Here is a 23345-nt window from a genome sequence, read left to right as displayed (position 1 = left end):
CGGTCGATCTTCACGCTCACCGACCTCGCCGCCAACGCGGCGCGCTGGGACGAGGCTGACACTCGCCGAGCGGTTCCCTCTCGCCGTCGCGTCGATGTGAGATGCGAGGACCGACGTGCTCGCTTTCACCGCGTCCCCCCGAGCCCACCGTCGAAAGGTGTGGTGGAACACTCACCGGAACGGTTGAATCACGCAGTGAATGCCGTTCGAGCGTCGTGTGGACCTTCCCGACTCCGACGGCTCGATGGCGGAACTCCTCCAACCGCGCCGCACTGACCCCAGCCAGCCCGCAATAGAGGCCTGAACATACGGAGGATCACGTCCTCGAACCCGACCACGTGACGGGAGTCGGTCTTCCAGAGGTCAGGCCCGTCGAACGCCGAGACGCCCGGTTGGAGTTGGTCTCATGGGGTCCCGCTGCTTGAGTGGCCTGCTGGCGGTACGCGCCGAGCGGTGGGGCTGTCGCCTGCAAGCCGGCGGGATCTGCACCCCGCAGACGTAACGCGGCCAGATGTGCTCGACTGGGATGGGGCTACCTAGGGGAGCAGCGATGGCGGGAGATGGCGACGTGGCCGGCAGCGCAGAGGGAGCCTTTCACCTCAGAGGGCCTGACGCTGAGGGCACCGGCAACCCGGGGAGCGGCACTGACTTCACTGTTCGAGCGGGCGCCTACGCCCGTGCCAGCGAGGTGCCATCGATGCCGGTTGGCAGCAGCAAGTTGCGGAGCCGGCTCCGAGCAGACGGGATTTTGGTGGTTGACGGATCCCGGCTGCGCATGACGCGAGACACCACGTTCAGCTCTCCGAGCCAGGCCGCCGAGGTACTCCTCGGTCGTTCAGCGAACGGATGGTTGGACTGGAAGTCAGTTGACGGCACGCCGATGGGGGCCGGACGGAACCAACCGCAGGCCCCTGAGCTCGCGCTACGACGCCGATGGTATGAAGCCCACGCGTCGCGTTGGGAAGCGGACCCCGGCGAGGTGACCGACCGGCGAGCCGCGAATGACGGTTTCGTCGCGAGCGCCGACGAAGCCTTGGAGATCCTTCAGAGACTGCAGGGAGACGGTGATGTAGGAGCGTTCACCTCCGCCCTGCAGCTTTGGGCGAGGAAGCCTGAGACGCTCGCCTTCGACGGAGCATCGGGGCAGATGTTCGTCCACCAGCTTGCCAAGACGTCTGACGCGCATCCCGAGTTCGCTCAACTACTAGCGGCCTCACTTGTCGCGCCGTCAGGGCTGCCCGAGGCGCGGGAGAAGCTTCAAGGTTTCGTGGACTACGTGGAATCGGTGAAGTCCGGCCACCACCCGGCCCCCGGCCGCTCGCCGTTCCTCCTCTCCTACTTCTGGGCACTGCAAGACCACGGCACGTGGCCGGTGCTTTGGCGGAGTGTCGGCGAGTTCCTTGCGTACCTCATTGGAGAGCCGCTTCCGACTGTGCCCATTGAGCGCTACCTCGTGGCAATCGAACGAATCCGCGAGGTGGACGATGACTTCATCAGGTTTGAGAACACCGCGTCGTGGTGGGGACAGCGCCGACCCGTATTCCTCGACGAGTCTCTAGCGGACCGGTGCTCGTTCGGCATCGAGGTCGATTCGGTTGCGCCCGACGAACTCGAACAAAACGCCGCCGCGCTGGTCAGCGTGGGCTCGTACATCGCGGCCGAGATCGCCGAAGCCGTCTCGGAGGCAGCCGGGCGAGACCTCGCGCCGAGTCGGCTTTCGCGCCACTGGAGCGAGGACCGCCCCCGCTCTGACCTTTGGGCGAACTGGGCGGTGAAGGGCCATGGCGGACTCGGCGTGAGGCTCTGGCTCAACGCGAGCGGCGTGGCCATTGGGCTGAGACCAGGTTGGTTCAAAGGAGAGGTCTGGGAACAGATTGTTGGCACGTTCGAAGCGGCCGGGCTCCCCGGGTACCGGCTGATCGGGGCACGCGGTTCCAAACGCGGCGACGACCTCGGCTTTGTAGGTGGGATGCCTGGCGAGCTCATCTACGCCCGCTGGTTCACACGGTCTGAGCTTGCTGACCTCGACGTCCGCGCGGCGGTTGTCGAGGCGGCCGCGGCAACGCGGCCCCTGCTCGACAATCTGGTCCAACTGGACACCGAAAACGCGGACGAGCCCGAACGAAGCGACGGATGGTCGGAGTATCTGAAGTGGGCGGAGCGCTTCCACGCGCATCCGGACTTCGACGAGTGGGAGCGCAACTACAAGGTGGATGCAGGCGAACGCTTGGCGGCGCTTCGCCGAGACCTCGGCCGTAACAGTGCGGACCTTCTCGACCGGGTGACCGGCGAACTCGATAGCCCCGCTCAGAACCTCGTGAGCTGGCGGCTGAAGGCTGACTGGACGAGTTGGGTAGAGAGCGATCCCGACGCAGCGCTGTCGGCCGTCGAAGGGCTCTGGACCTCGCCGGACGCGGAAGCAGGCATGCGCGAATTCGACCTCCTGGCTCGGGTGACCGGCGTCGCGACCCTTGGCAAGCGCCTGAACCTGGGGAGCTTCCTCCTAATGGCGCTTGGCTGGGCTGAGCACCCTCCGATGAAGGTAACTCCGTTCCGCCAGTCCTGGAGGCTGATCGGATGGCAGCCCGAGCCTGCAACGTCAAGCTCTGCCGACCTGTACGGCTTCATCAGCCAGTTCCTCGACGAGCTGATCGAGGCGAGCGCCTCGTGGTCCTATCCGTTGCGCGACCGACTCGATGCCCAGAGCGTGGTGTGGACGGTCACGAGATACGCGGGCGAGCCGCCGAGCGGCTGGAGCAACGAAGAGTGGTCTGACTTCTGCGCATTCGTCGGGCTGGACGCCAACCGCGACGAGCCCGACGAGCCCGAGGACGTCGAGTCTGCGCTCGACCCGCTGACGGTCGCCGCGTCCGAGCTTTATCTCGATCGGGCGTTCCTCGCCGATATCGCAGCAACGCTCGAGATCAACAATCCGAAGAGTCGAAAGCAGGTTGTGTTCTACGGCCCTCCGGGCACGGGCAAGACGTTCGTGGCCAAGCGCCTGGCCGCGGCCCTCGCGCCTGGCGAAGGTGAGCGCGCCGTCGTCCAGTTTCACCCCTCCACCTCATATGAGGACTTCTTCGAGGGCTACCGGCCCAAGGTGGCGGATGGCCAAATGACCTACGAGCTCGTCGACGGTCCACTGCGGCTGCTCGCCGATGCCGCGCGCAAAGCTCCGCAGCGGTGCCACGTCCTTGTGATCGATGAGTTGAACCGAGCGAACGTAGCCAAGGTACTCGGGGAACTGCTGTATCTCCTCGAATACCGGAATGAGGCGGTGCGTACCCTGTACCGGCCCAACGAGGAGTTCACTCTCCCGCCCAACCTGTGCTTCATCGCCACCATGAACACGGCAGACCGCTCAATTGCGTTGGTTGACGCTGCCATGCGTCGACGTTTCGACTTCATCCCGTTCTTTCCCGATCGCCCGCCGATTGAGGGGTTGCTTGAGCGCTGGCTCGAAGAGCACCAAGGCGTGAGGTGGGTTGGCGGCCTAGTGGCGGGCGTGAACGAGGAGCTGCGGAAAAGGTTGGGGCCCACTGCGCAGCTCGGGCCGAGCTACTTCATGCAGCCGGATCTCACCCAGGCTTCGCTCGCCAAGATCTGGAAGGCCAACATCGAGCCGCTGATCGAGGACCAGTTCTACGGTCACGACGAGGAGATCGAGCAGTTTCGGTTCGCGGAGGTGGTGAGCCGTTATCGCGGTGCGGCCGGAGCGAACACACTCGACGAGGCGGAAGAGGCCGAGGCAGCGGCGCTCGAGGCCGGCGCGCACCAGTCCGAACCGTTGGGATCCGCTGTTCCGACGGGCGGACCAGACGGCGAGGCGGGGCATGCGGCCGAGCCTGGCATGGCCGACGCAGGTGACTAGAGCCGCTGTGGATTTGGCAGATGGCTGAAGTCGTCATCATGCGCGAGTACGAGGAACGGACGGTTGCGATGAGCAGCCACCAAGCCAGTGCACTCGCAGCCACCAACGCTGTTGCCGTCAGCCCCGATGCAGTCGACGGCATGTGGCAGGTGAAGGCCACACAAATGGTTGGGTCGGTCTCGGTCGACGGGCTTGCGATTCGGATCCGTCCGAAGATCGCACTCGACAATCTCTTGTTCCTGCTCGAGGTGGGCTTGCCTGACAAGGCATGGCGCCGACAATTCGCGGACTACGCGACCGTCGGCGACCTCTTGCCCGCTGTCGTGGCCTTCTTCGCGCGCTCTGCGGAGGGCGCGCTCGCCCGCGGGTGCTACCGGTCGTATCGCGAGCACCGCGAGCCGCTCGTCGCCCTCCGGGGCCGGGTTGACCTCGTCAGGCAGTTCGCACGCGGCGGTCTGCTGGCTCCCGTTGACTGTCAGTTCGATGAGTTCACGCCCGATGTGTTGGAGAATCGCTATTTGAAGGCGGCAATCCGGCGCGCGGTGCGCATCGAGCGTGTCCGGCCCATCGACCGCCTGGTTCTCCGCCGACAACTCGTTGCCCTCGACACCGTCGACGACCGGCACGTCCGCGCCGAGGACCTCGACCAGGTAGCCGAGACGCGTCTCAACGCGCACTACATGCCGGCTCTGCGACTCGCGCGATTGATCCTCGACCGATCAACCCTCGTCGACACCGCCGGGGGAACACGCGCAGAGTCATTCCTTCTCGACATGAACAAGCTGTTCGAGCAGTTTGTGACGGAACGACTGCGCCTGCTGCTGACCGGGCAGCTCACCGTTGCCGCCCAGACCATGCGCCACCTCGGTGAGGGTGGAAGAGTGCCGATGCGCCCAGATCTGGAGTTTCATCGAATGGGTGAGCCTGTGTACGTAGCAGACCTGAAGTACAAGGTGCTCAAGGGCGACGCGGCCTACAGCTCCGATTTCTTCCAGCTGCTCGCCTATGCGACGGCGTTGAACTTGCCGGAGGGGCTGCTCATCTACTGCGACACGGATGGCGAGACACCGACGAACGTGGTGACCGTCCGACACGCTGGCAAGGTCCTTCGCACGTACCCAATCAGCCTCGCCGGACCACCGGAGCAGGTAGCTGAGCAGGTGGAGGACCTAGCCGACCGGATCATGACCTGGGTGCGGCCGCTGACCAGAGCAATCCCTGGATCGTCGTTAGCGGCTACGGCGTGCCGGTGATCGCGGTGCCGATGCCGGATCCGTTGGCGAATGACACACGGTTTAGTGTGACGTCGTAGTGCGGCGTCGATCCGTGTTCCAATGCACGCCAGAGCCCGATCTCCTCGGCGATGAATTGGTTCGCATCCCACTCCTCAGCGGCGCACGTTCGTTCAGAGTCGGCGGCCTGTTCGAGTGATGAGACATTGCCGTTGAGTACCTGACCCGGATCGAGTGGGTCGGTGCAGTCGTCCAGCAACGCCATCACATACGTCCGTCCGAGCGAATCGGTAGCCGAGAGCCGAATGCTCGCCTGATAGGCCACGATTCGCTGGCCGGCCTTTGAATGTATATGGAAGCCAACGGTCATGTAGTAGTCGCCCTCGTACTGTCCGACGTACACCCCGACAGGCTGGAAATCGAGTACGGACGCGATCTGCGCGCTCGGGGCGATCGTGGTCGTCGGCGCGACAGTGGTGGTCGGTGCGCTTGTGGTCGTTGTGGTCGTTGTCGTTACCAACCCCCTGCCTGGCGGAGGGGCGCTGAGAAGCGCCGTCGTGGAGCCGGTGTGGCTGTTCACTTTCCACACCCCGACTGTCACGACTGCCAATGCCGCAACTCCGACGAGGGCCATGCTCAATTTGCGCGGCCGAAGCACCGCGCCCGCCCGTTCCATGGCTCAGCATCGGCAACGCCGGCCACAATCTGAGTAGTTGGGCGCAGCCGATCGTGCAGGGTGCGCACGCCGGGCACCTCGTCGGGTGCTGTAGCGAACTCGCGCTCGCCTGCGGCGCCTTGGCGGCATGCCGTGGTGCTCTGTCGCCCGTCGGTTGCCGCCAGCAACGGGCCACCGACGTGTGGATGCTAGGTCCGAACGGCGCGAGCTGTTGTTCAGCGGGCCACTCCGGGGCGCTGGGCGCCAGCGTCAAGCAGGGACAGCCTCGAGAACCGCGGTGCGGAGATCTCCCCAGATCTCGGCTGGCTCGTCCAGGCCGTCCATCACGGCGTTCTCCAGATCTGCGTAGCGACAGAACTTGTCGTTCGTGAGGCGAACAAGGTCGGAGTAGTCGTCTGCACACGAATAGCTCGCGCAGAGCGTGACTTCATCAGGCTCGTCCTCACCGGTGGGCATGCCCTCGCCGTCCGACTGGAGCGCCCGGTCGAGGAGAGAAGCGAGAGCTACCTCAAAGGACTCGAACGGGCCGATTCTGGAGAGCGTGTCGCCGTCCCCGTCGAGCTCGTCGATCTCGGTTTCGATCACCCACCACTTCGTGTGCGGGCCGGGGTCGTCCTTCGCCCGCACGCCTTCGACCCACCAGTCGCGGTCAGCTGCGTACAGCGTGAGACTCTGCTCTTCGAGTTCGTCGTAGTCCCCGTCCACAAGCTCGTCGTCGTCCAATTCGATGGTCCGTCGTGTCTCGAGGCGCGCGCGCTGTTCATCGGTCGGCACCACGACTGAAAGATCGAACTCATCGAGCGCCACGAGCTCGTCGGGCCGGATGACGGTGGGGTTCGACATCTGCGGCACTCGCAGAAGCTCCAGGCTGGAAAGCCGAGGGTCCGCGCTCAGGTCGCCTCGGCGCACAGGCGTCGCCAGTCGGTGGAGCGCAACGGGGACGAACCACCGTGCTCCGTAGCCGCCCTCGATCCAGAGGCCGTCGGTGCCACCCTCGTCGAGGTATGCGGGGCCGGTCACCTCGCCGGCAGCGACGATCGCGCCCTGCGCGTACGAGCCTCCTTTGCCTACGTACAGGAAGCACCGCTGGCCGGCGTCCATCTGATGGATGCGATACGTCGGGTGGACCGACCAATTGTCGATCTCGCCGTAGAGGTCGAACATCGCCTCGAGGTCGTAGATCGCCGGATCGGCCTTCAAGAGCCAGCCCGCGATCGGCCTTCCATCGAGCGTCACCAAGCCCGTTCCCATCGTCTGCTCCTCTCACGCGCTTCGCGCGTGCCGTCCGATTCCCATCGGCAGGAACCCTCGACAAATGAGGACATTCCGGCAGAAATCACCGGACTTCCAGGCCTACTGCCGGCTTCGGCGGCAGCCACGAAACTCCTGCTCAGGCCGTGCGGGGCGCAGCCGAAACCACCTGTTCGTATAGCCCCGCTGCCAACTCCGCCACTGCCCGGACCACCGCGCCGCCCCGTGACCCACGGCCGTCCCGCGCCAGCCACCCGCCTACCGGCCGCCGAGCTGTGTGCGTGAAGTGGTCTCCCAGCCCACTTCACGCACACGACAAGCGAGGGTCGCCCGGTCGGCTGCACTGGTGGATCCCGTTCCCGACTTGGGGACGTGCTGGTCGACTTCAGGAACGCCATCGCGCATGGCGACGAGAACACCTTGGCCAATGCTGTGGCGACCGGCAAGGTCAAGCCCACGCTGGGCTCCTACCGTGCGCACCGGCGGTCGCTCAACCGGCTGGTGGATACGATGGATCGAGTGGTGGCGGTCGAGCTCGCGAAAGCGCTCGACATCGCGTCACCGTGGTGAGAGGCGCACGACGATGGCGAACAACGAGCCCGCTTACGGCGACGAAGTCCTCATTCCGTGGGCGTTCGAGAAGGACGTGCGCGGCACCGTCCAGGAGGTGTACGGCCCTCCCACCCGTCGCCACGTGCTTGTCTGCTCACGCAGGAGGTGAGCGGAACGATCGTCGATGAGCCGGCCACGGCCGCCATGCCCATCGACTCGGTGACGAAGGTCGCGCCAGTCGCCTGAGCTGGGTCGGTCGCGGCCGAGGTTGCTCTCAGAAAAGAGACAATCGTTTCATCTGTGAGTCCAGTGTCCTATCCTGTCGCGGTGGACTTCCAGCGACCGGTCGAGGCCGTCATCCCTGGCGTGCAGGGACGCATCCTGGCGGTGTTGGCCGAGACCACCGCTGAACTGAACCTGCGGACCATCGCTCGCCTGTCGGGGGTCAGCCCTGCCCAAGCGTCTCGGGTGCTCCCAGAGCTCGTCGCCCTGGGCCTTGTCGCGCGGCGAGAGGCACCACCCTCTGCCCTCTTCGCGCTGATCGATGAGCACGTGGCCGGGCGCCTGGTTCGTTCGCTCAGCCGATCCCGCGAGAGCGTGCTCGAGCAGCTCGGCGCCCTCGCTGGCCAGATGGACCCAACTCCGGTGAGCGTGATTGTCTTCGGCTCCCTTGCTCGAGGTGAAGCGGATGCGCTGAGCGACGTGGACATCGTGCTCGTCCGTCCGAGCGACGTCGACGAGGACGACGATCCCTGGGCCTCTTCCGCAGACGGGTGGCGCACCGCGGCCCAGCGCCTCACAGGCAACGCCGTTCAGGTGATCGAGATCGATGAAGGCGAGCTCGCCCGGCGTTTGCGTCGCCCGGCAGAGCTCTGGGCCAACGTCCTCCGCGACGGTGTCATCGTGCACGGCGTACCGCTTGAGACCCTCCGTGGACGGCGGAGTGCCTAAACAGCCCCGTACCCGGTCGGTCACGGCGGCCCAGGTCCGGGCGTATGTGGCCAAGGCGGAGGAGTACCTGTCGGCCGCTACCGCGGAACGAGATGCCGATCGCCCGATCGCGGCGACCAGCCTCGCGATCCACGCCGGCATCAACGCGGCGGCCGCGGTGACCGGCATTCGCCTCGGCGTCCGCGCCGCTGGCCAGGACCAATGATGAGGCGATCCGGCTCTTGCGCACGGCCGGCCCTGACGGCGTAGCGCTCGCCAAGGAGTTGGGGCGGCTCCTGGCGATGAAGACCCGCGCCGAGTACGAGCCAGATGACATCCCCAGGTCCGAGGCAGCCAGAGCGGTGGAGCGCGGTCGCCGCATCGTCGACATCTCGCGCCGGGTCGCTGGGCCCCAGGGGACGACCTGATCCGGGCGAGGACGGTCTTCAAGCGGATGACAACAGCATGGCCAGGCTCCGCGGATCATCGTCGGCGAACTCTGACCCGAGGAGCCACAGCGGCGTTCGTTCCGGCAGGTGGGCGTACGTCGAACGGGCGAGCGCCAACGTGCGGTCGGGCTCGGCAGCCCAGGAGGTGCTCGACGCAAGGCTGGCCAAGTCCGACCCGCGGCGGTCGAGCCGCTCCGCCCAATGCTCCACGTGTCGCCGCGCCGGGAGGAAGTCGCGCTTGTGGTTGTTGCAGACGTCGGCCGGCACCAAGTTCTCGATGGCATCGTTGGGCCAACGCGACCACGGGATGAAATGGTCCACCTCGATGCGTCGACCCAACGCGCGGCCGCAATAGAAGCACCTGCCCTGGTGCAGATCGGCCAAGCCCGACCGCAAGGCCGCGGGGAAGGCCACCCTCGACGCGCCGAACAGGTGCTCGCGCAGCTTCGCCTCCTCGGTGGCAATGCCGCTCAGCTCCGCGACCATGCGCGTCCAGTGCAGTTCCACCAGTGGCCGCACCAGGGGAGCGAGGCGCAGCAGCTCGTCCGCCGCGCCGGGTTGGAACCGAATGAGGTTCCCGTCGGGCCGCCGGAGGCGCGACTGGGTCACCGACTCGTCCCAATCGACGTCGTAGAGGAACGGGTCAGTCCGCCTACCCACCGTCTGGAGACGCAGCAGCGGGTACCTGGCGAACCCCACCTCCACCTTGTCGAGGCAGTTGTCGAGCTCATCAGGTAGGTGAGTGCGGATTTCGTGGAACGTGCGGCAGCGACGGTTCTGCGCCGCGACGTGCAACGCCAGGATCGGGCCGAGCACCGCCGAGCCTTTCGCGGTGATCTGGCGCAGCTCCCGCTCGCGGCCGTCGAGCGTGACGAACACGCGAACCTGTGGGAGGTAGAGGCGAACGACGTGCTCGGCCACCTGCCGAGTCGTCAGCACGTCAGGTGCTCGCCCGGTCGAGTCGACGTGTTCGGCTGCAGCGTCCATCAAGGCCGAGATCAATGCGAGCTTGTACGTGGCGACCTTTCGACCCTCGTCGATCACGGCCAGCAGCCGCTCACCGATCCGCGCCCCGTCCATCTCTACGCCCACCGCCACGGTCTACCCGAGAGTCTCGTCGGTGTCTCGGCCGACCCGGCCGCGAGCATGCGCCGTCACGCCGGCGGCAGACCCTCTTCGAGTGCGGTCGCGGCGGCATTGATGTAGCGGCTCCCGAGTTGGCCGGGGTGGGTGAGGCGCTTGCGAAGCGCTTTGCCCCAGGTGATCCACACGCCGTCGATCGTGAAGGGCTTGGTGAACAGGCTCCAGTCGCCGTCCACGAAGCACAGCACCGGCACCACAGGCACGCTTGGTGCGAGGTCACCGAGCGCCGATTGCACGGCGTCAACCTGCTTGGCCATCGCGCCGACGAACTTCGAGCAGTCGCGCGAGCCCACGTACAGGCGCACGTCCCGTTTGAACCACCCACCCACGTCGCGGGCACGGATCTGCCCCTTCGTGTAGCGCTTGGTATCGATCACGAACACGCCCGACGGGCAGATGGCGATGTGGTCGATGTTGGCTCGGGTGCCCGGGCGCCGGCGGTCGTGCAGCGTGCGCACCCCAGGCACCTCGTCGAGAGCAGCCGCGAGCTTGCGCTCGCCGGCGGCCCCTTGGCGCCAAGCCGTGGTGCTCTGCGGCTCGTCGGTGACCGCCAGCAACAGCCCACCGACGTGCGGGTGCTTGGCCCGGACGTCGTCCTCTCGCCGTTGCCGTCGCCGCTCGTACTCGCGCTGGGCCGACGAGCCAGCACCAGCGGTGGGTGCGGGCGGCGCTGCCGTCGGCCGCACGCGCGAGTCGGCTGTCGACTCCCAACACGTCAAGCAGGTCACCGACTTCTCTGCCGCATCCCACCAGGCGCGGGTTTGTGCCGGGATCAAGTACCCGCACCGCCGACACCGCTCCGACCGCCGCAACGCCATCACCCGACTTCCCGCCATCGCGTCCACATCGGCACCACCGTCCGGTGGATCGATGGGTCAAACGTCCCGACGTGGCGCGCGCGTCGGTTGGGCGTCGTTTGCGGGTGCTCCGTGGTCCGGCGGTGCCGAACCGCCATCAATCAGAGGAGCACGAGACCTTCGTTGTGCCAAATGAGGACATGCTGGCGGAAATCACCGCACGCTCGGCGTACCGTCTGTCCTGACAGCCGGCCAGCACCCACCGCGCGCATGACTTCCACCGCACCGCCATGACACGACCATCCGTTCCCACCAGGCGCGATCGCGTGCTCGGCTCCCTGCTTGCCGGTGCGGTCGGTGACGCACTCGGCGCGCCGATCGAGTTCGCATCGTGGTCGGCGATCAAGGCCGACCACGGCGCGGAGGGCGTGACGGGCTACCTGCCGGCGTACGGGCGCAACGGCGGGGCAATCACTGATGACACACAGATGACGCTGTTCACTGCCGAAGGGTTGCTCCGTGCTCGCGGAGGTGCCGCCGGAGGATCCGACACCGACGCGGAAACCGAGGTGCTGCACGCCTACCTGCGGTGGCTGACCACACAAGACGAGCCGTGGCCCGCGTGGCGCTCACCAGCGCCTCACGACCCTCGCGCTGGCCTCGTCGAGCACGCGGTGCTGCACCACCGCCGCGCTCCCGGCGTCACGTGCCTGGGCTCGCTCCTCCGTGGTCCGCGGGGCTCGATCGACGAGCCGATCAACAACTCGAAAGGGTGTGGCGGGGTGATGCGGGCGGCCCCCGCCGGCCTCGTCGGTGCCGACGACCCATTTCGACTCGGCGCGGCCTGCGCGGCGCTCACCCACGGCCACCCCAGCGGCTACCTGTCGGCAGGGGTGCTCGCCAGCGTCGTCGCACAACTCGTCGACGGCGTCGACCTCGACACGGCACTCGACGCCGCCATGGCCGAGCTGTTGGGCTGGGCCGGCCACGAAGAGCCCGCCGGCGCGCTCGAAGCCGTCCGATCACTCGCGGCGCGCGGCCGCCCCACCCCTGCCGACCTCGAGAGCCTCGGCGGCGGCTGGACGGGCGAGGAAGCACTGGCCATCAGCGTCGCGTGCGCGCTCACGGCCGACACGCTGATCGACGGGCTTCTGCTTGCGGTGAACCACTCCGGCGACAGCGATTCCACCGGCTCCATCACCGGCAACCTGCTCGGCGCCGTCCACGGAGGGCAGGCCATCCCGCCCGACCTCATCGCCGGCCTCGAAGCCGCCGACCTCATCACCGAGATCGCCGAGAACCTCGCCAGCGGCTTCGACGATCGGCGGTGAGTGGAGGGTGGCGCCGGGCCCGCCGTCGCCCCGTGCTCGCCAGGCTCAGGGCCACGACCAGAAGTCGCGCTCGATGCCACGCTCGCGCAGCAGCCGCTCCAGGTCGTACGGGTCGCTTTGAGCGCTCGAAAAGTATGGACAGGGTTGCTCGAAATATCCGGATAGATGCGCTCAAAAATTACGGATGGCGTGCGGTAGCCAGGGTAGGATGCCTGCGTGCCTGGGTTCCCTGAGAGCATCGTTGAGCGCCGGCTCCTCGAAGTACTGGACCGCTTGATCATCGACGAGCCGGTGATCGCCCTGCACGGTCCGCGTGCCGTGGGCAAGTCGACGCTCCTGCGAGCTTTCGCCGCTGCCAGCGACGTCGCCGTGCTCGATCTCGACGACCCGGCCACGCTCGAGGCGGTCCAGGCGAACACCGCGGCAGCGGCGGGCGGCCCCTCGCCACTGTGCGTCGACGAGTATCAAAAGGCCCTCGACATCCTTGATGCCATCAAGGCGCGACTGAACCGCGAGGGGGCGCAGCCAGGCACGGCGGTCCTCACCGGATCGACCCGGCACGACGCGATTCCTCGCACGGCGCAAGCGCTCACGGGGCGCATGCACGTGCTCACGATCCTGCCCCTATCCCAAGGCGAGATCGACGGTGTGTCCGAGAACCTCCTCGTGTCTCTTCGCGCGGCACCCTCCGACGTCGTGGCCGCGCATCCCACGTCGACGACGACCCGGCAGGACTACGTCAAGCGTGTGATGGCCGGCGGCTTCCCGCTGGCGCGCCGCCGGAGCGGCGCCGCTCGGGCGCGCTGGTTCGACGACTACGTGCGCCTGAGCATCGAACGCGATGCCGTGGACCTCGCACGGGTGCGGCAACGGCAGGTGCTGCGCGATCTGCTCGACCGGCTCGCCGGCCAAACCGGGCAGAGCCTGAATGTCGCTTCGGCCGCCCGGGGTCTCGATGCACATCGCGAGACGATTGACGGCTACGTTCGCCTCCTCGAAGACCTCTTCCTGGTCTATCGACTACCCGCATGGGGGAAGTCACTGCGGGCCCGGGCGGCCAAGCAACCAAAGGTGCATGTTGTCGACTCGGGCCTCGCCGCCTGGCTGCTCGGTTCCAGCGCCGCCAAGCTCGCCACCCTCGACCCAACGCATCTGACCGAGTTCGGGCACCTCCTCGAGACGTTCGTGGTAGGCGAGCTGCGCAAGCAGGTGTCATGGCTCGACGAATCGGTCACCCTTGGCCATTGGCGCGTCGACGATGACGAGGTGGACGTCGTCATCGAGTTCTCCGACGGTGGGGTGTTGGCGTTCGAGGTGAAGGCCAACGAGCGAGTCGCCGGCAAGCATCTCGGGGGTTTGCACAAGCTGCGCGACTCGGTCGGAGACCGCTTCATCGCTGGCGTGGCGTTTAGTACCGGTGCCCGCTCCTACACCTTCGACGACCGACTCCACGTCATGCCGATTGATCGGTTGTGGCGGACGGTTGTCACCTGACCGCCGCCGTTAATAACAGACCACTGGTCTGTTATACTGCTGTGCATGCCCTCCGACTTCCGACGTGCCCGGCGGCCCGAGCAGGTGGCCGAGCGACGGGCGGCCATCGTTGCGGTCGCACGCGAGCTGCTCGCCGATCGGCGGCTCGCCGATGTCAGCCTCAACCAGATCAGCGCCGAGGTGGGGCTCGCGAAGTCGAACGTGTTGCGCTACTTCGACAGCCGCGAAGCCATCTACCTCACCGTGCTCACCACCGAGTGGTCCGACTGGCTCGACGAGCTCGACACCCAGGCCGCCACCGCCCCCGGTGGCCGTCGCTCCGCGCACGCCGCCGAGCGCGCCGTCGCCTCGACGCTGGCCGACACGCTCGCCGCACGACCCCTGCTGTGCGAGCTGCTCGCCAACCTGGCCGGCGTGCTCGAGCGCAACATCTCCGAGCGGGCCGCGCTCGACTGGAAGCGCCAAGCCATCGCCAACGCCGACCGTCTCCAGGCCTGGGTGCAACAGCGCCTTCCCGGGCTGAGCGCACGGTCGGCCCGGTCGTTCGCCGGGCTCGTCACCGTGCTCGCCGGGGCGCTGTGGAGCTACGAGCGCCCGTCGCCCGAGATCGCCAAGGTCAACGCCGAGTTCGGCGGCCTCCCCACCGTTGCGTTCGCCACGCTGGTGCGCGACGGGCTGTTCACCCACCTCGTCGGCACGGTCGAGCTGGCCGCCAGCCGCAAGCCGACCGCTCGATCCGCCAGCCCTCGGCAGCGATCGGGACGGGCCCGTGTCTGAACGGGTGCTCGTCACCGGCGGCACCGGCTACATCGCCGGGTGGTGCCTCGCCGAGCTCGCCCGCCGCGGCTATCAGGTGCGCGCCACCGTCCGCAGCGCCGACGCCCGCCAGCGCGTGCTCGACGCAGCTCGGTCCGAAGTGGCCGACGTCGACGCCATCGAAGTCGCCTCCACCGATCTCGCCAGCGACGACGGCTGGGACGACGCGATGCGCGGCGTCGACCACGTGCTCCACGTCGCCTCGCCCATCGGCGCCAGGCTGCCCGGCGACGCCGACGCAGCCGTCGACATCGCCCGCAACGGCACGCTCCGCGTGCTGCGCGCCGCCACCCGCGCTGGCGTGCAGCGGGTGGTGATGACGTCGGCCGCCAACGCCGCCAGCCCCTCGTCGTACGCCGAAGAGGGGGTCACCGACGAGGCGCTGTGGACCGACCCGAATGACCCCACCCTGATCCCGTACCGGCGCTCCAAGACCGTCGCCGAGCTGGCCGCATGGGACCACGTCGCCACCACCGCCGACGCACCCGAGCTCGTGACCGTGCTCCCCGGTGCCGTGCTCGGCCCCATCATGACCACCGCGAACATCGGCTCGGTCGGCGTCATCGCCCGCATGCTCGCCGGCAAGATGCCCGGCGTTCCCCGCATCGGCCTCGAAGTCGTCGACGTGCGCGACCTCGCCGACGCCCACCTGCGCGCCCTCACCGTGCCCGAAGCGGCAGGGGAGCGGTTCTTGGCCACCGGCGAGTTCGTGTGGATGCGCGACATCGCCCGCACCCTGCGCGCCGAGCTCGGCGACGCCGCGTCACGCGTGCGCACCCGCCAGCTCCCCGACCTCGCCGTGCGCCTCGCCGCCCGCTTCGGCGACGAAGGCCTCCGCTCCATCACCCCCTCGCTCGGCCGCCGCAACCGCCACACCACCGCCAAAGCCCAAAGCGTGCTCGGCTGGCAGCCCCGCCCCGCCGCCGAGACCGTGGTCGCCTGCGCCCAGAGCCTCCTCGCCCACGGCATCGGCACCCCGTAGCCCACGCGGGGATGCTCAAAGCTGCCAAGTCGGCTCCTGGAGTTGCCCGCTGGCAATCGTGCAACTCAGAGCGCGCCTCGTCGTCGCGTGCGCGTTGGAGGACCGGGGCGCAGCGGACCGGTTGCGGCCCGCGCCGATGGGTGCCACGCTCACCGCACCAAACGGACAAAATGGGGGTGGGCGCCATGGGGCACAAGAGGCGAGCCGGGGCGGGTGCGTTGGTCGCAGCCGCGTTGATGGCGCTCAGCGCGATCGGCGGGGTCGGGGCCGCGTCGGCGACGAGCTCGGCGTCGGCCAGAGGCCGGGCAGCGTCGGCCGGGTGCAACCCGTTGCAGCAGCTGCTCGGCCAGTGCAGTGCAGCCTCGTCGTTCACGCCGATCGCCACGGTCGCCGTGCCACCGACCACGCCGACCTGCGGCGGCGTCACGATCTACAAGAGCGACGGCACGCCGTGGCAGTGCACCTTCGACGACGAGTTCGACGCCTCCACCGGCGACGCCAACGCCCTCGACACCAACCGCTGGACATGGCAGACCACCGAGGCGAGCCGCATCGTCGCCGGCGACAGCCCCTCGCGGGCGTGCTACGTGAACAGCGCCGACAACGTGAACGTGGCCGACGGCACCTTGAACTTGTCGGCTCGCCGCGAGCCCTTCACCTTCAAGTGCAGCTACCCCAACGGGCTGTCGTGGCTGTTCGGCAACACCACCTTCACCACCCAATGGACCGCCGCGCAGGTGATGGGCTTCCAGAAGTTCTCGCAGACCTACGGCAAGTTCGAGGTGCGCGCCAAGCTGCCCCAGACCACCGCCGTCGGCCTGCAGGAGACCTTCTGGCTGTGGCCCGACAGCCCCACGTACTACGGCGCCTGGCCGAAGTCCGGTGAGATCGACTTCGCCGAGTTCTACTCGCCGTTCGCGTCGCCCTCAGAGGTCACGCCCTACATCCACTACGGCATGGACGCCAGCACCCGCGACGACGCCACCGGCACCAACGTGGTCTCGAACGACGACCCGGTCAACCGCTGCGCCATCGACCTGTCGGCCTACAACACCTACGGGCTCGAGTGGACGCCCGGCACGCTCACCGTCCTCTACAACGGCAACGTGTGCTTCATCGACCACTACGTGCCCAACGGCGGTCTCACCGCCCCGGCGCCGTTCGACCAGCCGTTCTTCTTGAGCCTGACCCAGGCCCTCGGCGTGAACATCCAGAACTTCCTGCACCCCGAGAAGTCGTTCGACAACCGGGCCACCGCGGCGACGCCCGACGTCAACACCACCAAGGTCGAGTGGGTCCGCATCTGGCGCTGACCACGCGGCGCCGGCACCGGCGCCGACTCGGTTGAGCGGCGAAGCCCGCCACGTCCGTGGCGTCCCGGCGAGCCTGTCGACCGGTGCCACCTCCTTGCGCGCCTGCGAACGGCGGCCGAGCGCCGCCGCCCCCTCCGCGGTGCCGCTGCCAGCTCGGCGCGGCAGATCCCCGGGCCGGCGCTCACCTCCGCGGGTGCGGAACGTGGCACCGGACCCTTGACACCTCCGTATTCGTCGGTAGGATTAGCCAAACCTCCTGATAAATATGGCGTGCGATCGGATCGTCGGACAGGGGGGCATTGAGCAGGTGCCCCGAATGGGCGCCCGCGCGACACGAACGGGGGGATCCGTACGGTGCGGAACACGACGTTGCGACATGGGTCGATCGTGGGAGCGCTCGTTGCGGCGCTCCTGCTCGTCGCCGGGTGCGGCAGCAGTGGGAGCAGCAAAGCGTCTTCGAGCGACGCCGCTGGCGGCTCCTCGCCGACTTCCACGGCATCGCCCGAATGGCAAAAGGTGCTCGACGCGGCCAACAAGGAAGGCAGCGTCGTCTGGTACTACGTCGTGCCGCCGCCCACCGCCACCCACGTGATCGACGCCTTCGAGAAGGCGTACCCCGACATCAAAGTCCAGGGCGTGCGCGTCCTCAGCGAGGTCAAGTCGAAGCTCGACGCCGAGCGCACCACGGGCAGCAAGGGCGCCGACGTGGTGTCGCACAGCGAACAGGACCTCGTTCCCGAACTGCGTCCCGCCGGGCAGCTCGTCGACATCAAGGGACCCGCGTTTGCCGACTGGGCGAGCAGCAAGGCCGAGCTCGGGCCCGACGCGGTCGTCTCCAGCTACACCGTCCTCGGGATCGCGTGGAACACCGACGCCGTGAGCACGCCGCTGAAAGGCTACGAAGATCTGCTCAAGCCCGAGTTCAAGGGCGGCAAGATCGGCATCGTCAAGCCAAGCACGGGTGGCACCGCCGACTACTACAGCTTCCTCGAGAAGCACTTGGGCGATGACTTCCTGACGAAGCTCGCCGCCCAAAAGCCGCGCGTCTACGAGACGCTCGTGCCGATGCAACAGGCCCTCGAGGCAGGCGAGATCGACGTGGCCAGCTACGCCACGCCGTCGATCCTCGCCGACAAGGACAAGGGCGCGCCGGTGGAGTACCTGCAGGTCAACCCGGCATGGGGCGCGCCGATCGACTCGTTCATCGTCAAGTGGAACACGCACCCGAACGCCGCCCAGGTGTTCATGAACTTCATGCTCTCCAAAGCCGGACAACGCGCCTTCGGCCAGGACCAGGCACCTGGCCTGGATGGGGTGAAAGGCATCTTGATGGCCAACGAGGTCGACCCGGTGACCACCTCCATCGACGAGCAGAACGCGCTCATCAGCGAGTGGAACAAGACCTTCGGCCGATGAGACACCTGTCGACCCGGCTCGGCCTCCGGGCTCACCCGGGAGGCTGAGCCGGTGCTCGCCCTGCGACTTCGCCGCCTCGACTGGCGGTCATCGCTCCAGCTCGGAGCGCTGCTGACAGCGGTTGGCTACCTGGTGGTCTGGCCCATGTTCCGCCTGGTCCAAGAGGCCACACGGAACGGCAACCAGGCAGCGACCGATGCTCGGCACATCGCCGGTCTCGGCGAGGTGATATGGACCACCGTCGAGCTCGCCATCGGGTCGGTGGTGATCAGCTTGGTGCTCGGGGTCGCGCTGGCGCTCGTGGCCACGCGCCTGCCGCGCCGGTGGGCGTGGATGGGGATGCTGCCCGTGCTCCCCCTCGTGATCCCCGCGGTCGCGAACGTGGTCGGGTGGGCGCTGCTGTTGTCGCCCAAAGTCGGGTACCTCAACGCCTTCATCCGCGCCGTTCTGGGGATGGACCCCAACGGCAGCGGCCCGATCGACATCTACAGCAAGCCGTGGATCATCATCATCACCGGCTTCGCGCTGACCAGCTTCATGTACGTGTTCATCCGCTCGGGTCTCGCGAACATGAACGCCGAGCTGCTCGAGGCCGGTGCCGTGTTCGGCTCGACGCCAAGTCGCGTCCTGCGCACCGTCACGCTTCCGCTCCTGCGCCCCGTGATCCTGTACGGCTCGGGCATCACGTTGCTGCTCGCGCTGGGCCAGTTCACCGCTCCGCTGCTGCTCGGGCCGCAGGAGAACATCCGTGTGCTCACGACCGTGATCTACGACCGCACGGCCAACCCGCCGATCGACTACGGCGTCGCCGCCGTGCTGGCCACGCCGCTGTTGCTCGCGGGCCTGGTGATCGTTGGCCTCCAGCGCCTCAGCCTGCGCGACGAGGGGCGCTACGTGACCCAAGGCGGACGCGCCTCGCGCTCGTCGCTGCGGCCCACCGCCTGGTCGATCGTGCCGGTCACCGTGTATGCCATCGTCGCGTTGGGCCTGCCGTTGTTCGGCCTCACCGTCGTGGCGCTGTCGCCCTTCTACTCACGCCACATCCAGACCGACAAGTTCACGTTCGCGAACTTCACCCAGGTCTTCCACGACCCGCAGCTGTCGGGCGCCATCCGAAACTCCCTGGTGCTCGCGGTGGGTGGCGTGCTCATCGTGCTCCTCGTCGGCTACCTCGTGGCCGAGTTGATGCGCCGCGAGGACACTCCGGCCCTGTTGCGGCGCACGCTCGAGTTCATCACGTTCCTGCCGCTCGGGGTCCCCGCGGTCGTGTTTGGCGCCGGGTTCCTCTTCGCATACACCCGCGGCCCGTTCGTGCTGTACGGCACCAACTTCGTGATCCTGCTCGTGTACATCACCTTGATGCTCCCGTACGCCACGAGGTTCGTGATCTCGAGTCGCAGCGCGCTCGGCACGGTGTTCGAGGAGTCTGCTCGCGTCGCCGGAGCCAGCCGGCTCCGCTGCCACCTCACCATCGTGTTGCCCCTGGTGCGGGCCGCGCTCGGCGGGGCTGCAGCGCTCATGTTCGTGCTGCTCACGCACGAGTTCAGCGCGTCGCTACTCGTGCGCTCCACACGCACGAACGTCATGGGAACCGTGCTGTTCGACCTCTGGACGTCGACCTCGTACCCGATCGTGGCAGCGATGGCGCTGGTCATGTGTGTGATCGCCGCGGTCGGTGTCGCGTTGGCCTTCGCGGTGGGCGGTGGTCGACGGATGGCGGAGAACCTGTGATGGCGCGCTCACCGAGCGAAGAGACGCCCACCGCGGAAGAACCGGTGCGATCTGGCGCCCTGGTGGGGGTGCGCGTGCTCGACCTGAGCCTGTCGTATGGGGGTGGGATCGCCGGCGTGCTGCTCGCGGACTACGGCGCAGAGGTGATCCGGGTCGTGCGAGGCGACGTGCACCGAGCACGCCAGAGCGCGGAGCCGCTCCCCTGGGACCGTGGCAAGCGCTCGATCACCGTCGACCTCGGGTCCACCGCCGATGTCGACCTGCTCCGCCAGCTCGGCTCGACCGCGGACATCGCGTTGATCGAGGACGACCAGCTCGAGCTAGCCCGGGCCGGCCTCGACAGCCGAGCGCTGCGTGCCGAGGCTCCAGGGCTGGTGACCGTGGCGCTCACCGGCGGCGAGGCCGACTGCGAAGACGACATCATCGCGGCTGCGCGCTACGGGGCCATGGCCGCCAGCCCCGGCCACACACCCGGACCCACGTTTCTCGGGCACCCCGCCATCGCGTACAGCTCCGGGCTCCTCACCGTGATCGGCGCCCTTGCCGGCCTGCGCCACCGCCTGCATGCGGGCGAGGGTGCTGCCACCTCAGTCGGACTCGACGCTGCCGTGCTCGCGCAGCGCACCATGCAGTGGTGGAGCGAGCGTCGCGTGTCGTACATCCAGGGCCGCACCGCCAACGGCGACCTCGACCTCGGCCATCGCCGGATGCTCCTGCGCAGGTTCGAATGTGGCGACGGCGCCCTGATCCAAGTGCACACCGGCGCCCAGGGCGCGTTCGGCCGCTTCGTCGAGCTCATGGGTCTCGCCGACCAGGTCAGCGCCCCCGATCCCGACCGACCGGAGACGGCCACCGACCTCACCGACGTCGACCTCGAAGTGCTCGATCGCGAGTTGCCCGCGCTGATGGCGGCTCGACCCGCCGGCGAATGGCTGTCGTTGCTGTGGGACGCGCAGGTGGCGGCGCTGCCGTTGCAAGCGCCCGCCGTGGCCTTCACCGACCCGCAGGTCGAGCATGCACGCCTGGTGATCGACGTGGCGGGACCCGACGGCGACCCGCGCTCGGTGGTCGGCCCCCCGATCAGCTTCCGTCACCAGCCCGGCGCCGCCGGCGGCCGGATCCCGACCGACGGCGACGACAACAGGGCCGTGCGCGAACAGGGGTGGACCGCGCCGGGCCTGCGCGGTGAGCTCGACAACTCTCGGGGCACCGGCATCGGAAGCGCGTCTGAGGTCCAGGGAGGGACCGGACCGCTCGCCGGGTTGCATCTGCTCGAGTTCTCGTCGTGGTTCGCAGCGGCCTACGGCAACCGAATCCTGTCGGACCTCGGCGCCGAGGTGATCAAGGTCGAACCGGTGCACGGCGACCCGATCCGCGTGATGCCCGACCCGTTCCACGCTGCCAACCACGGCAAACGCAGCGTCGCGGTGGACTTGAAGGGCGACGATGCGCCGCAGCTGTTGGGTGCGCTGTTCCGGTGGGCCGACGCCGTGCAGCACAACTTCCGCCCCGGCACAGCGGAACGGGTCGGCATCGACGCTGCGAGCGCACGCGGCGCCAACCCCGAACTGGTCTACAGCTACGCGCCCGGGTACGGCTCCACCGGTCCGAAGTCGGCGTTGCAGAGCTTCGCCCCGCTTCTGTCGGGCTTCGTCGGGATCATGAGCGAGGCGACCGGCGGCGACCACCCGCCGCACCAGAGCTTCGGCAACGAGGACTACTACAACGGCATGCTCAGCGCCGTGGGCGTGCTGCTCGGGGTGATCGGGCGCGACCGAACGGGATGCGCCGACGACATCGAGTGCCCGCAGCTGCACTCGTCGCTGCTCGCCACGTCGCACTGGTTCATCGTCGATGGCCAGCCCCGATCGGTGCTGCCGCTCATCGACGACGAGGAAATGGGTTGGTCGGCCGCGCAGCGCATCTACCAGTGCCTCGAAGGGTGGCTCGCCATCAGCTGCCGTCGTGCCGCCGAGGTGGACTCGCTCCTGCGTGTGGTTCTCGACGCTTCGCCCGACCCGCATGACCCGGCGGGCACCGACCTCGCCGAGCCCCTCGCCTACCAGTTCTTCGGTCGTCCCGCGCTCGAGTGGGAGCGCGATCTGCGCGATGCCGGGGTGCCTTGCGCTGTGGTGGACGAGGCCGAGTGGTACTCCCGGTATCTACTCGACGACGCGAACCTTGCATCTGGCCGCGTCGCCGAGCTCGACCTGGCTGATCACGGGCGCGTTCGGATGGTGGCGCGACTGCTCGAGTTCGACGACGTTCCGTTCCCCGAGCGAAGTGGTGCGCCATCACTCGGGGCCGACAACGAGTGGGTCCATCACTCGCTTCTTGCCGGTCAACGAACGCCCACGCGCGACGCGCGTACCGCGTGACCGGCGATCGGGCTGTCACACCATTCGGCCACGGGTCGATCTCGCTGGGCCTGCACCTCAGCGACCAGACGAGTGCAGCCAAGCGCGTCGAGCACCTCATCGAGCTCGGCCGCGTCGCCGAGCAGGAAGGTTTCGACGGCGTCACCGTGAGTGAGCACCACGCGGGCTTCCCCGGCTACCTGCCCCAGCCGCTGCTGGCCGTCAACTGGTTGCTCAGCGCCACCCGAACAGTGTGGGCTGCGCCGGCGCCGATGCTGCTGGGCGTGCGCAACCCGAGGCTCGTGGCCGAGGAGATCGCGTGGACCGCGGCACGATTCCCCGGACGCGTGGGCGCCGCCGTGGCGCCGGGCTACGCCCGCACGGACTTCGACGCCCTCGACGTGCCGTTCGACGATCGCATACGGCGCAGCCGAGCCGCGCTCGAGGTGCTCGCTGAGGAGCTGCGCGGCGACGGCGGCCTTGCCGTCGATCCGGCGGTGGCCGCGCTGGCCACCGATGCGGTGCCGTTGTTGGGCGGGGCCAACAGCACGACGGGCGTCGACGCGCTGGCGCGCCTCCAGCTCGGCCTGGTCTTCCCGGGGGGTGAGGATCCTGCCCGCCTCGGCGACCTTGCCCGTCGCTATCGCGCCGCGGGCGGAGTCGGACCGGTCGTGTGGATCCGCCACCTGTGGATTGGGGAGCGACCGAACACCGCAGCAGCACGCGCCGCTGCCGACCAGTTCCGCCAGGCAGCGGCCGCGGGGATGCGGCAAGCCGGCGGCTTCCACCACGACGGCACGTCGGGCGACCCCGCGCTGCTCGTGGAGCGGCTGGCACAAGACCTTGCCGCCGTCGGCGCGTCGGCGATGAACGTGCGCGTGCACGTTGCCGGGGCCGCACCCGAAGTCGTCCAGCAGCAGGTCCGCTCGGTCGGTGAGCTCCTCGCCTCCGCACGTCACACACTGCCATGGGGATCGTGAACCGCGTTCGACGCCCGCGCGCTC

The 23345-nt window shown here is 68.1% G+C and carries 18 protein-coding genes; 14 read left to right on the top strand and 4 right to left on the bottom strand.

The window, feature by feature from the left end; genetic code table 11:
* The first annotated feature begins 979 nt into the window (after positions 1-979).
* The gene (locus tag VHA73_13930; GenBank protein HVX19125.1) at positions 980-3871 is read left to right on the top strand and encodes an AAA family ATPase; all 2892 of its coding nucleotides are present in this window, start codon (positions 980-982) and stop codon (positions 3869-3871) included.
* A gap of 20 nt (positions 3872-3891) precedes the next feature.
* Positions 3892-5124, top strand: a complete 1233-nt coding sequence (locus VHA73_13925) for a hypothetical protein (GenBank protein HVX19124.1) — start codon at positions 3892-3894, stop codon at positions 5122-5124.
* Here the strand turns inward: VHA73_13925 and VHA73_13920 are convergent.
* Positions 5108-5779 (bottom strand): hypothetical protein, encoded by a 672-nt coding sequence (locus VHA73_13920; GenBank protein ID HVX19123.1) that lies wholly within the window; start codon positions 5777-5779, stop codon positions 5108-5110. The genes VHA73_13925 and VHA73_13920 overlap by 17 nt on opposite strands.
* A gap of 249 nt (positions 5780-6028) precedes the next feature.
* Entirely contained in the window at positions 6029-7030 is a 1002-nt protein-coding gene (locus tag VHA73_13915; protein HVX19122.1) for an EVE domain-containing protein, read from the bottom strand.
* 372 nt (positions 7031-7402) lie between these two features.
* Here VHA73_13915 and VHA73_13910 point away from each other — a divergent pair, with 372 nt between their 5' ends.
* From VHA73_13910 to VHA73_13900, 3 genes are all read left to right on the top strand, one after another.
* Complete coding sequence (locus VHA73_13910; protein HVX19121.1) at positions 7403-7600, top strand: hypothetical protein; 198 nt, start codon at positions 7403-7405, stop codon at positions 7598-7600.
* A gap of 282 nt (positions 7601-7882) precedes the next feature.
* Entirely contained in the window at positions 7883-8533 is a 651-nt protein-coding gene (locus tag VHA73_13905) for a helix-turn-helix domain-containing protein (GenBank protein HVX19120.1), read from the top strand.
* On the top strand, positions 8526-8738 hold the full coding sequence (locus tag VHA73_13900) for a hypothetical protein (GenBank protein HVX19119.1): 213 nt from the start codon (positions 8526-8528) through the stop codon (positions 8736-8738). The genes VHA73_13905 and VHA73_13900 overlap by 8 nt, the downstream gene beginning before the upstream one ends.
* A gap of 220 nt (positions 8739-8958) precedes the next feature.
* Here the strand turns inward: VHA73_13900 and VHA73_13895 are convergent, their stop codons facing one another.
* Positions 8959-10053 (bottom strand): HNH endonuclease, encoded by a 1095-nt coding sequence (locus VHA73_13895; GenBank protein ID HVX19118.1) that lies wholly within the window; start codon positions 10051-10053, stop codon positions 8959-8961.
* A 62-nt stretch (positions 10054-10115) separates the two neighbouring features.
* Positions 10116-10880, bottom strand: a complete 765-nt coding sequence (locus VHA73_13890) for a nuclease-related domain-containing protein (GenBank protein HVX19117.1) — start codon at positions 10878-10880, stop codon at positions 10116-10118.
* A gap of 311 nt (positions 10881-11191) precedes the next feature.
* Between VHA73_13890 and VHA73_13885 the strand changes: the two genes are divergently transcribed.
* The 9 genes from VHA73_13885 to VHA73_13845 all read left to right on the top strand — a co-directional run bounded on the left by VHA73_13885 (position 11192) and on the right by VHA73_13845 (position 23321).
* On the top strand, positions 11192-12232 hold the full coding sequence (locus VHA73_13885; GenBank protein ID HVX19116.1) for an ADP-ribosylglycohydrolase family protein: 1041 nt from the start codon (positions 11192-11194) through the stop codon (positions 12230-12232).
* Between the two features lie 216 nt (positions 12233-12448).
* The gene (locus tag VHA73_13880) at positions 12449-13726 is read left to right on the top strand and encodes a DUF4143 domain-containing protein (protein HVX19115.1); all 1278 of its coding nucleotides are present in this window, start codon (positions 12449-12451) and stop codon (positions 13724-13726) included.
* A 45-nt stretch (positions 13727-13771) separates the two neighbouring features.
* Positions 13772-14503, top strand: coding sequence for a TetR family transcriptional regulator (locus VHA73_13875; GenBank protein ID HVX19114.1), 732 nt, complete (start codon positions 13772-13774; stop codon positions 14501-14503).
* A complete protein-coding gene (locus VHA73_13870; GenBank protein ID HVX19113.1) occupies positions 14496-15524 on the top strand; it encodes an NAD-dependent epimerase/dehydratase family protein in 1029 nt (342 codons plus the stop codon). The genes VHA73_13875 and VHA73_13870 overlap by 8 nt, the downstream gene beginning before the upstream one ends.
* Before the next feature lie 185 nt (positions 15525-15709).
* Positions 15710-16837: a glycoside hydrolase family 16 protein gene (locus VHA73_13865; GenBank protein HVX19112.1), complete on the top strand. Its 1128-nt coding sequence runs from the start codon at positions 15710-15712 to the stop codon at positions 16835-16837.
* A gap of 387 nt (positions 16838-17224) precedes the next feature.
* Positions 17225-18253 (top strand): extracellular solute-binding protein, encoded by a 1029-nt coding sequence (locus VHA73_13860; GenBank protein HVX19111.1) that lies wholly within the window; start codon positions 17225-17227, stop codon positions 18251-18253.
* A gap of 51 nt (positions 18254-18304) precedes the next feature.
* Positions 18305-19984, top strand: coding sequence for an iron ABC transporter permease (locus VHA73_13855; protein HVX19110.1), 1680 nt, complete (start codon positions 18305-18307; stop codon positions 19982-19984).
* Positions 19984-22362: a CoA transferase gene (locus VHA73_13850; protein HVX19109.1), complete on the top strand. Its 2379-nt coding sequence runs from the start codon at positions 19984-19986 to the stop codon at positions 22360-22362. Before VHA73_13855 ends, VHA73_13850 begins: the two co-directional genes overlap by 1 nt.
* Positions 22359-23321 (top strand): LLM class flavin-dependent oxidoreductase, encoded by a 963-nt coding sequence (locus VHA73_13845; protein ID HVX19108.1) that lies wholly within the window; start codon positions 22359-22361, stop codon positions 23319-23321. The genes VHA73_13850 and VHA73_13845 overlap by 4 nt, the downstream gene beginning before the upstream one ends.
* Positions 23322-23345: the final 24 nt, after the last annotated feature.

This window comes from Acidimicrobiales bacterium (genome assembly GCA_035547835.1).
GTDB lineage: Bacteria > Actinomycetota > Acidimicrobiia > Acidimicrobiales > Iamiaceae > DASZTW01.
This window is presented reverse-complemented; position numbering and strand designations above follow the sequence as displayed.

Coding starts and splice junctions, on each gene's coding strand:
- VHA73_13925 (HVX19124.1), top strand. CDS start 3,892: ATGGCTGAAGTCGTCATCATGCGCGAGTACGAGGAACGGACGGTTGCG.
- VHA73_13920 (HVX19123.1), bottom strand. CDS start 5,779: ATGGAACGGGCGGGCGCGGTGCTTCGGCCGCGCAAATTGAGCATGGCC.
- VHA73_13915 (HVX19122.1), bottom strand. CDS start 7,030: ATGGGAACGGGCTTGGTGACGCTCGATGGAAGGCCGATCGCGGGCTGG.
- VHA73_13885 (HVX19116.1), top strand. CDS start 11,192: ATGACACGACCATCCGTTCCCACCAGGCGCGATCGCGTGCTCGGCTCC.
- VHA73_13875 (HVX19114.1), top strand. CDS start 13,772: ATGCCCTCCGACTTCCGACGTGCCCGGCGGCCCGAGCAGGTGGCCGAG.
- VHA73_13865 (HVX19112.1), top strand. CDS start 15,710: ATGGGGCACAAGAGGCGAGCCGGGGCGGGTGCGTTGGTCGCAGCCGCG.
- VHA73_13850 (HVX19109.1), top strand. CDS start 19,984: ATGGCGCGCTCACCGAGCGAAGAGACGCCCACCGCGGAAGAACCGGTG.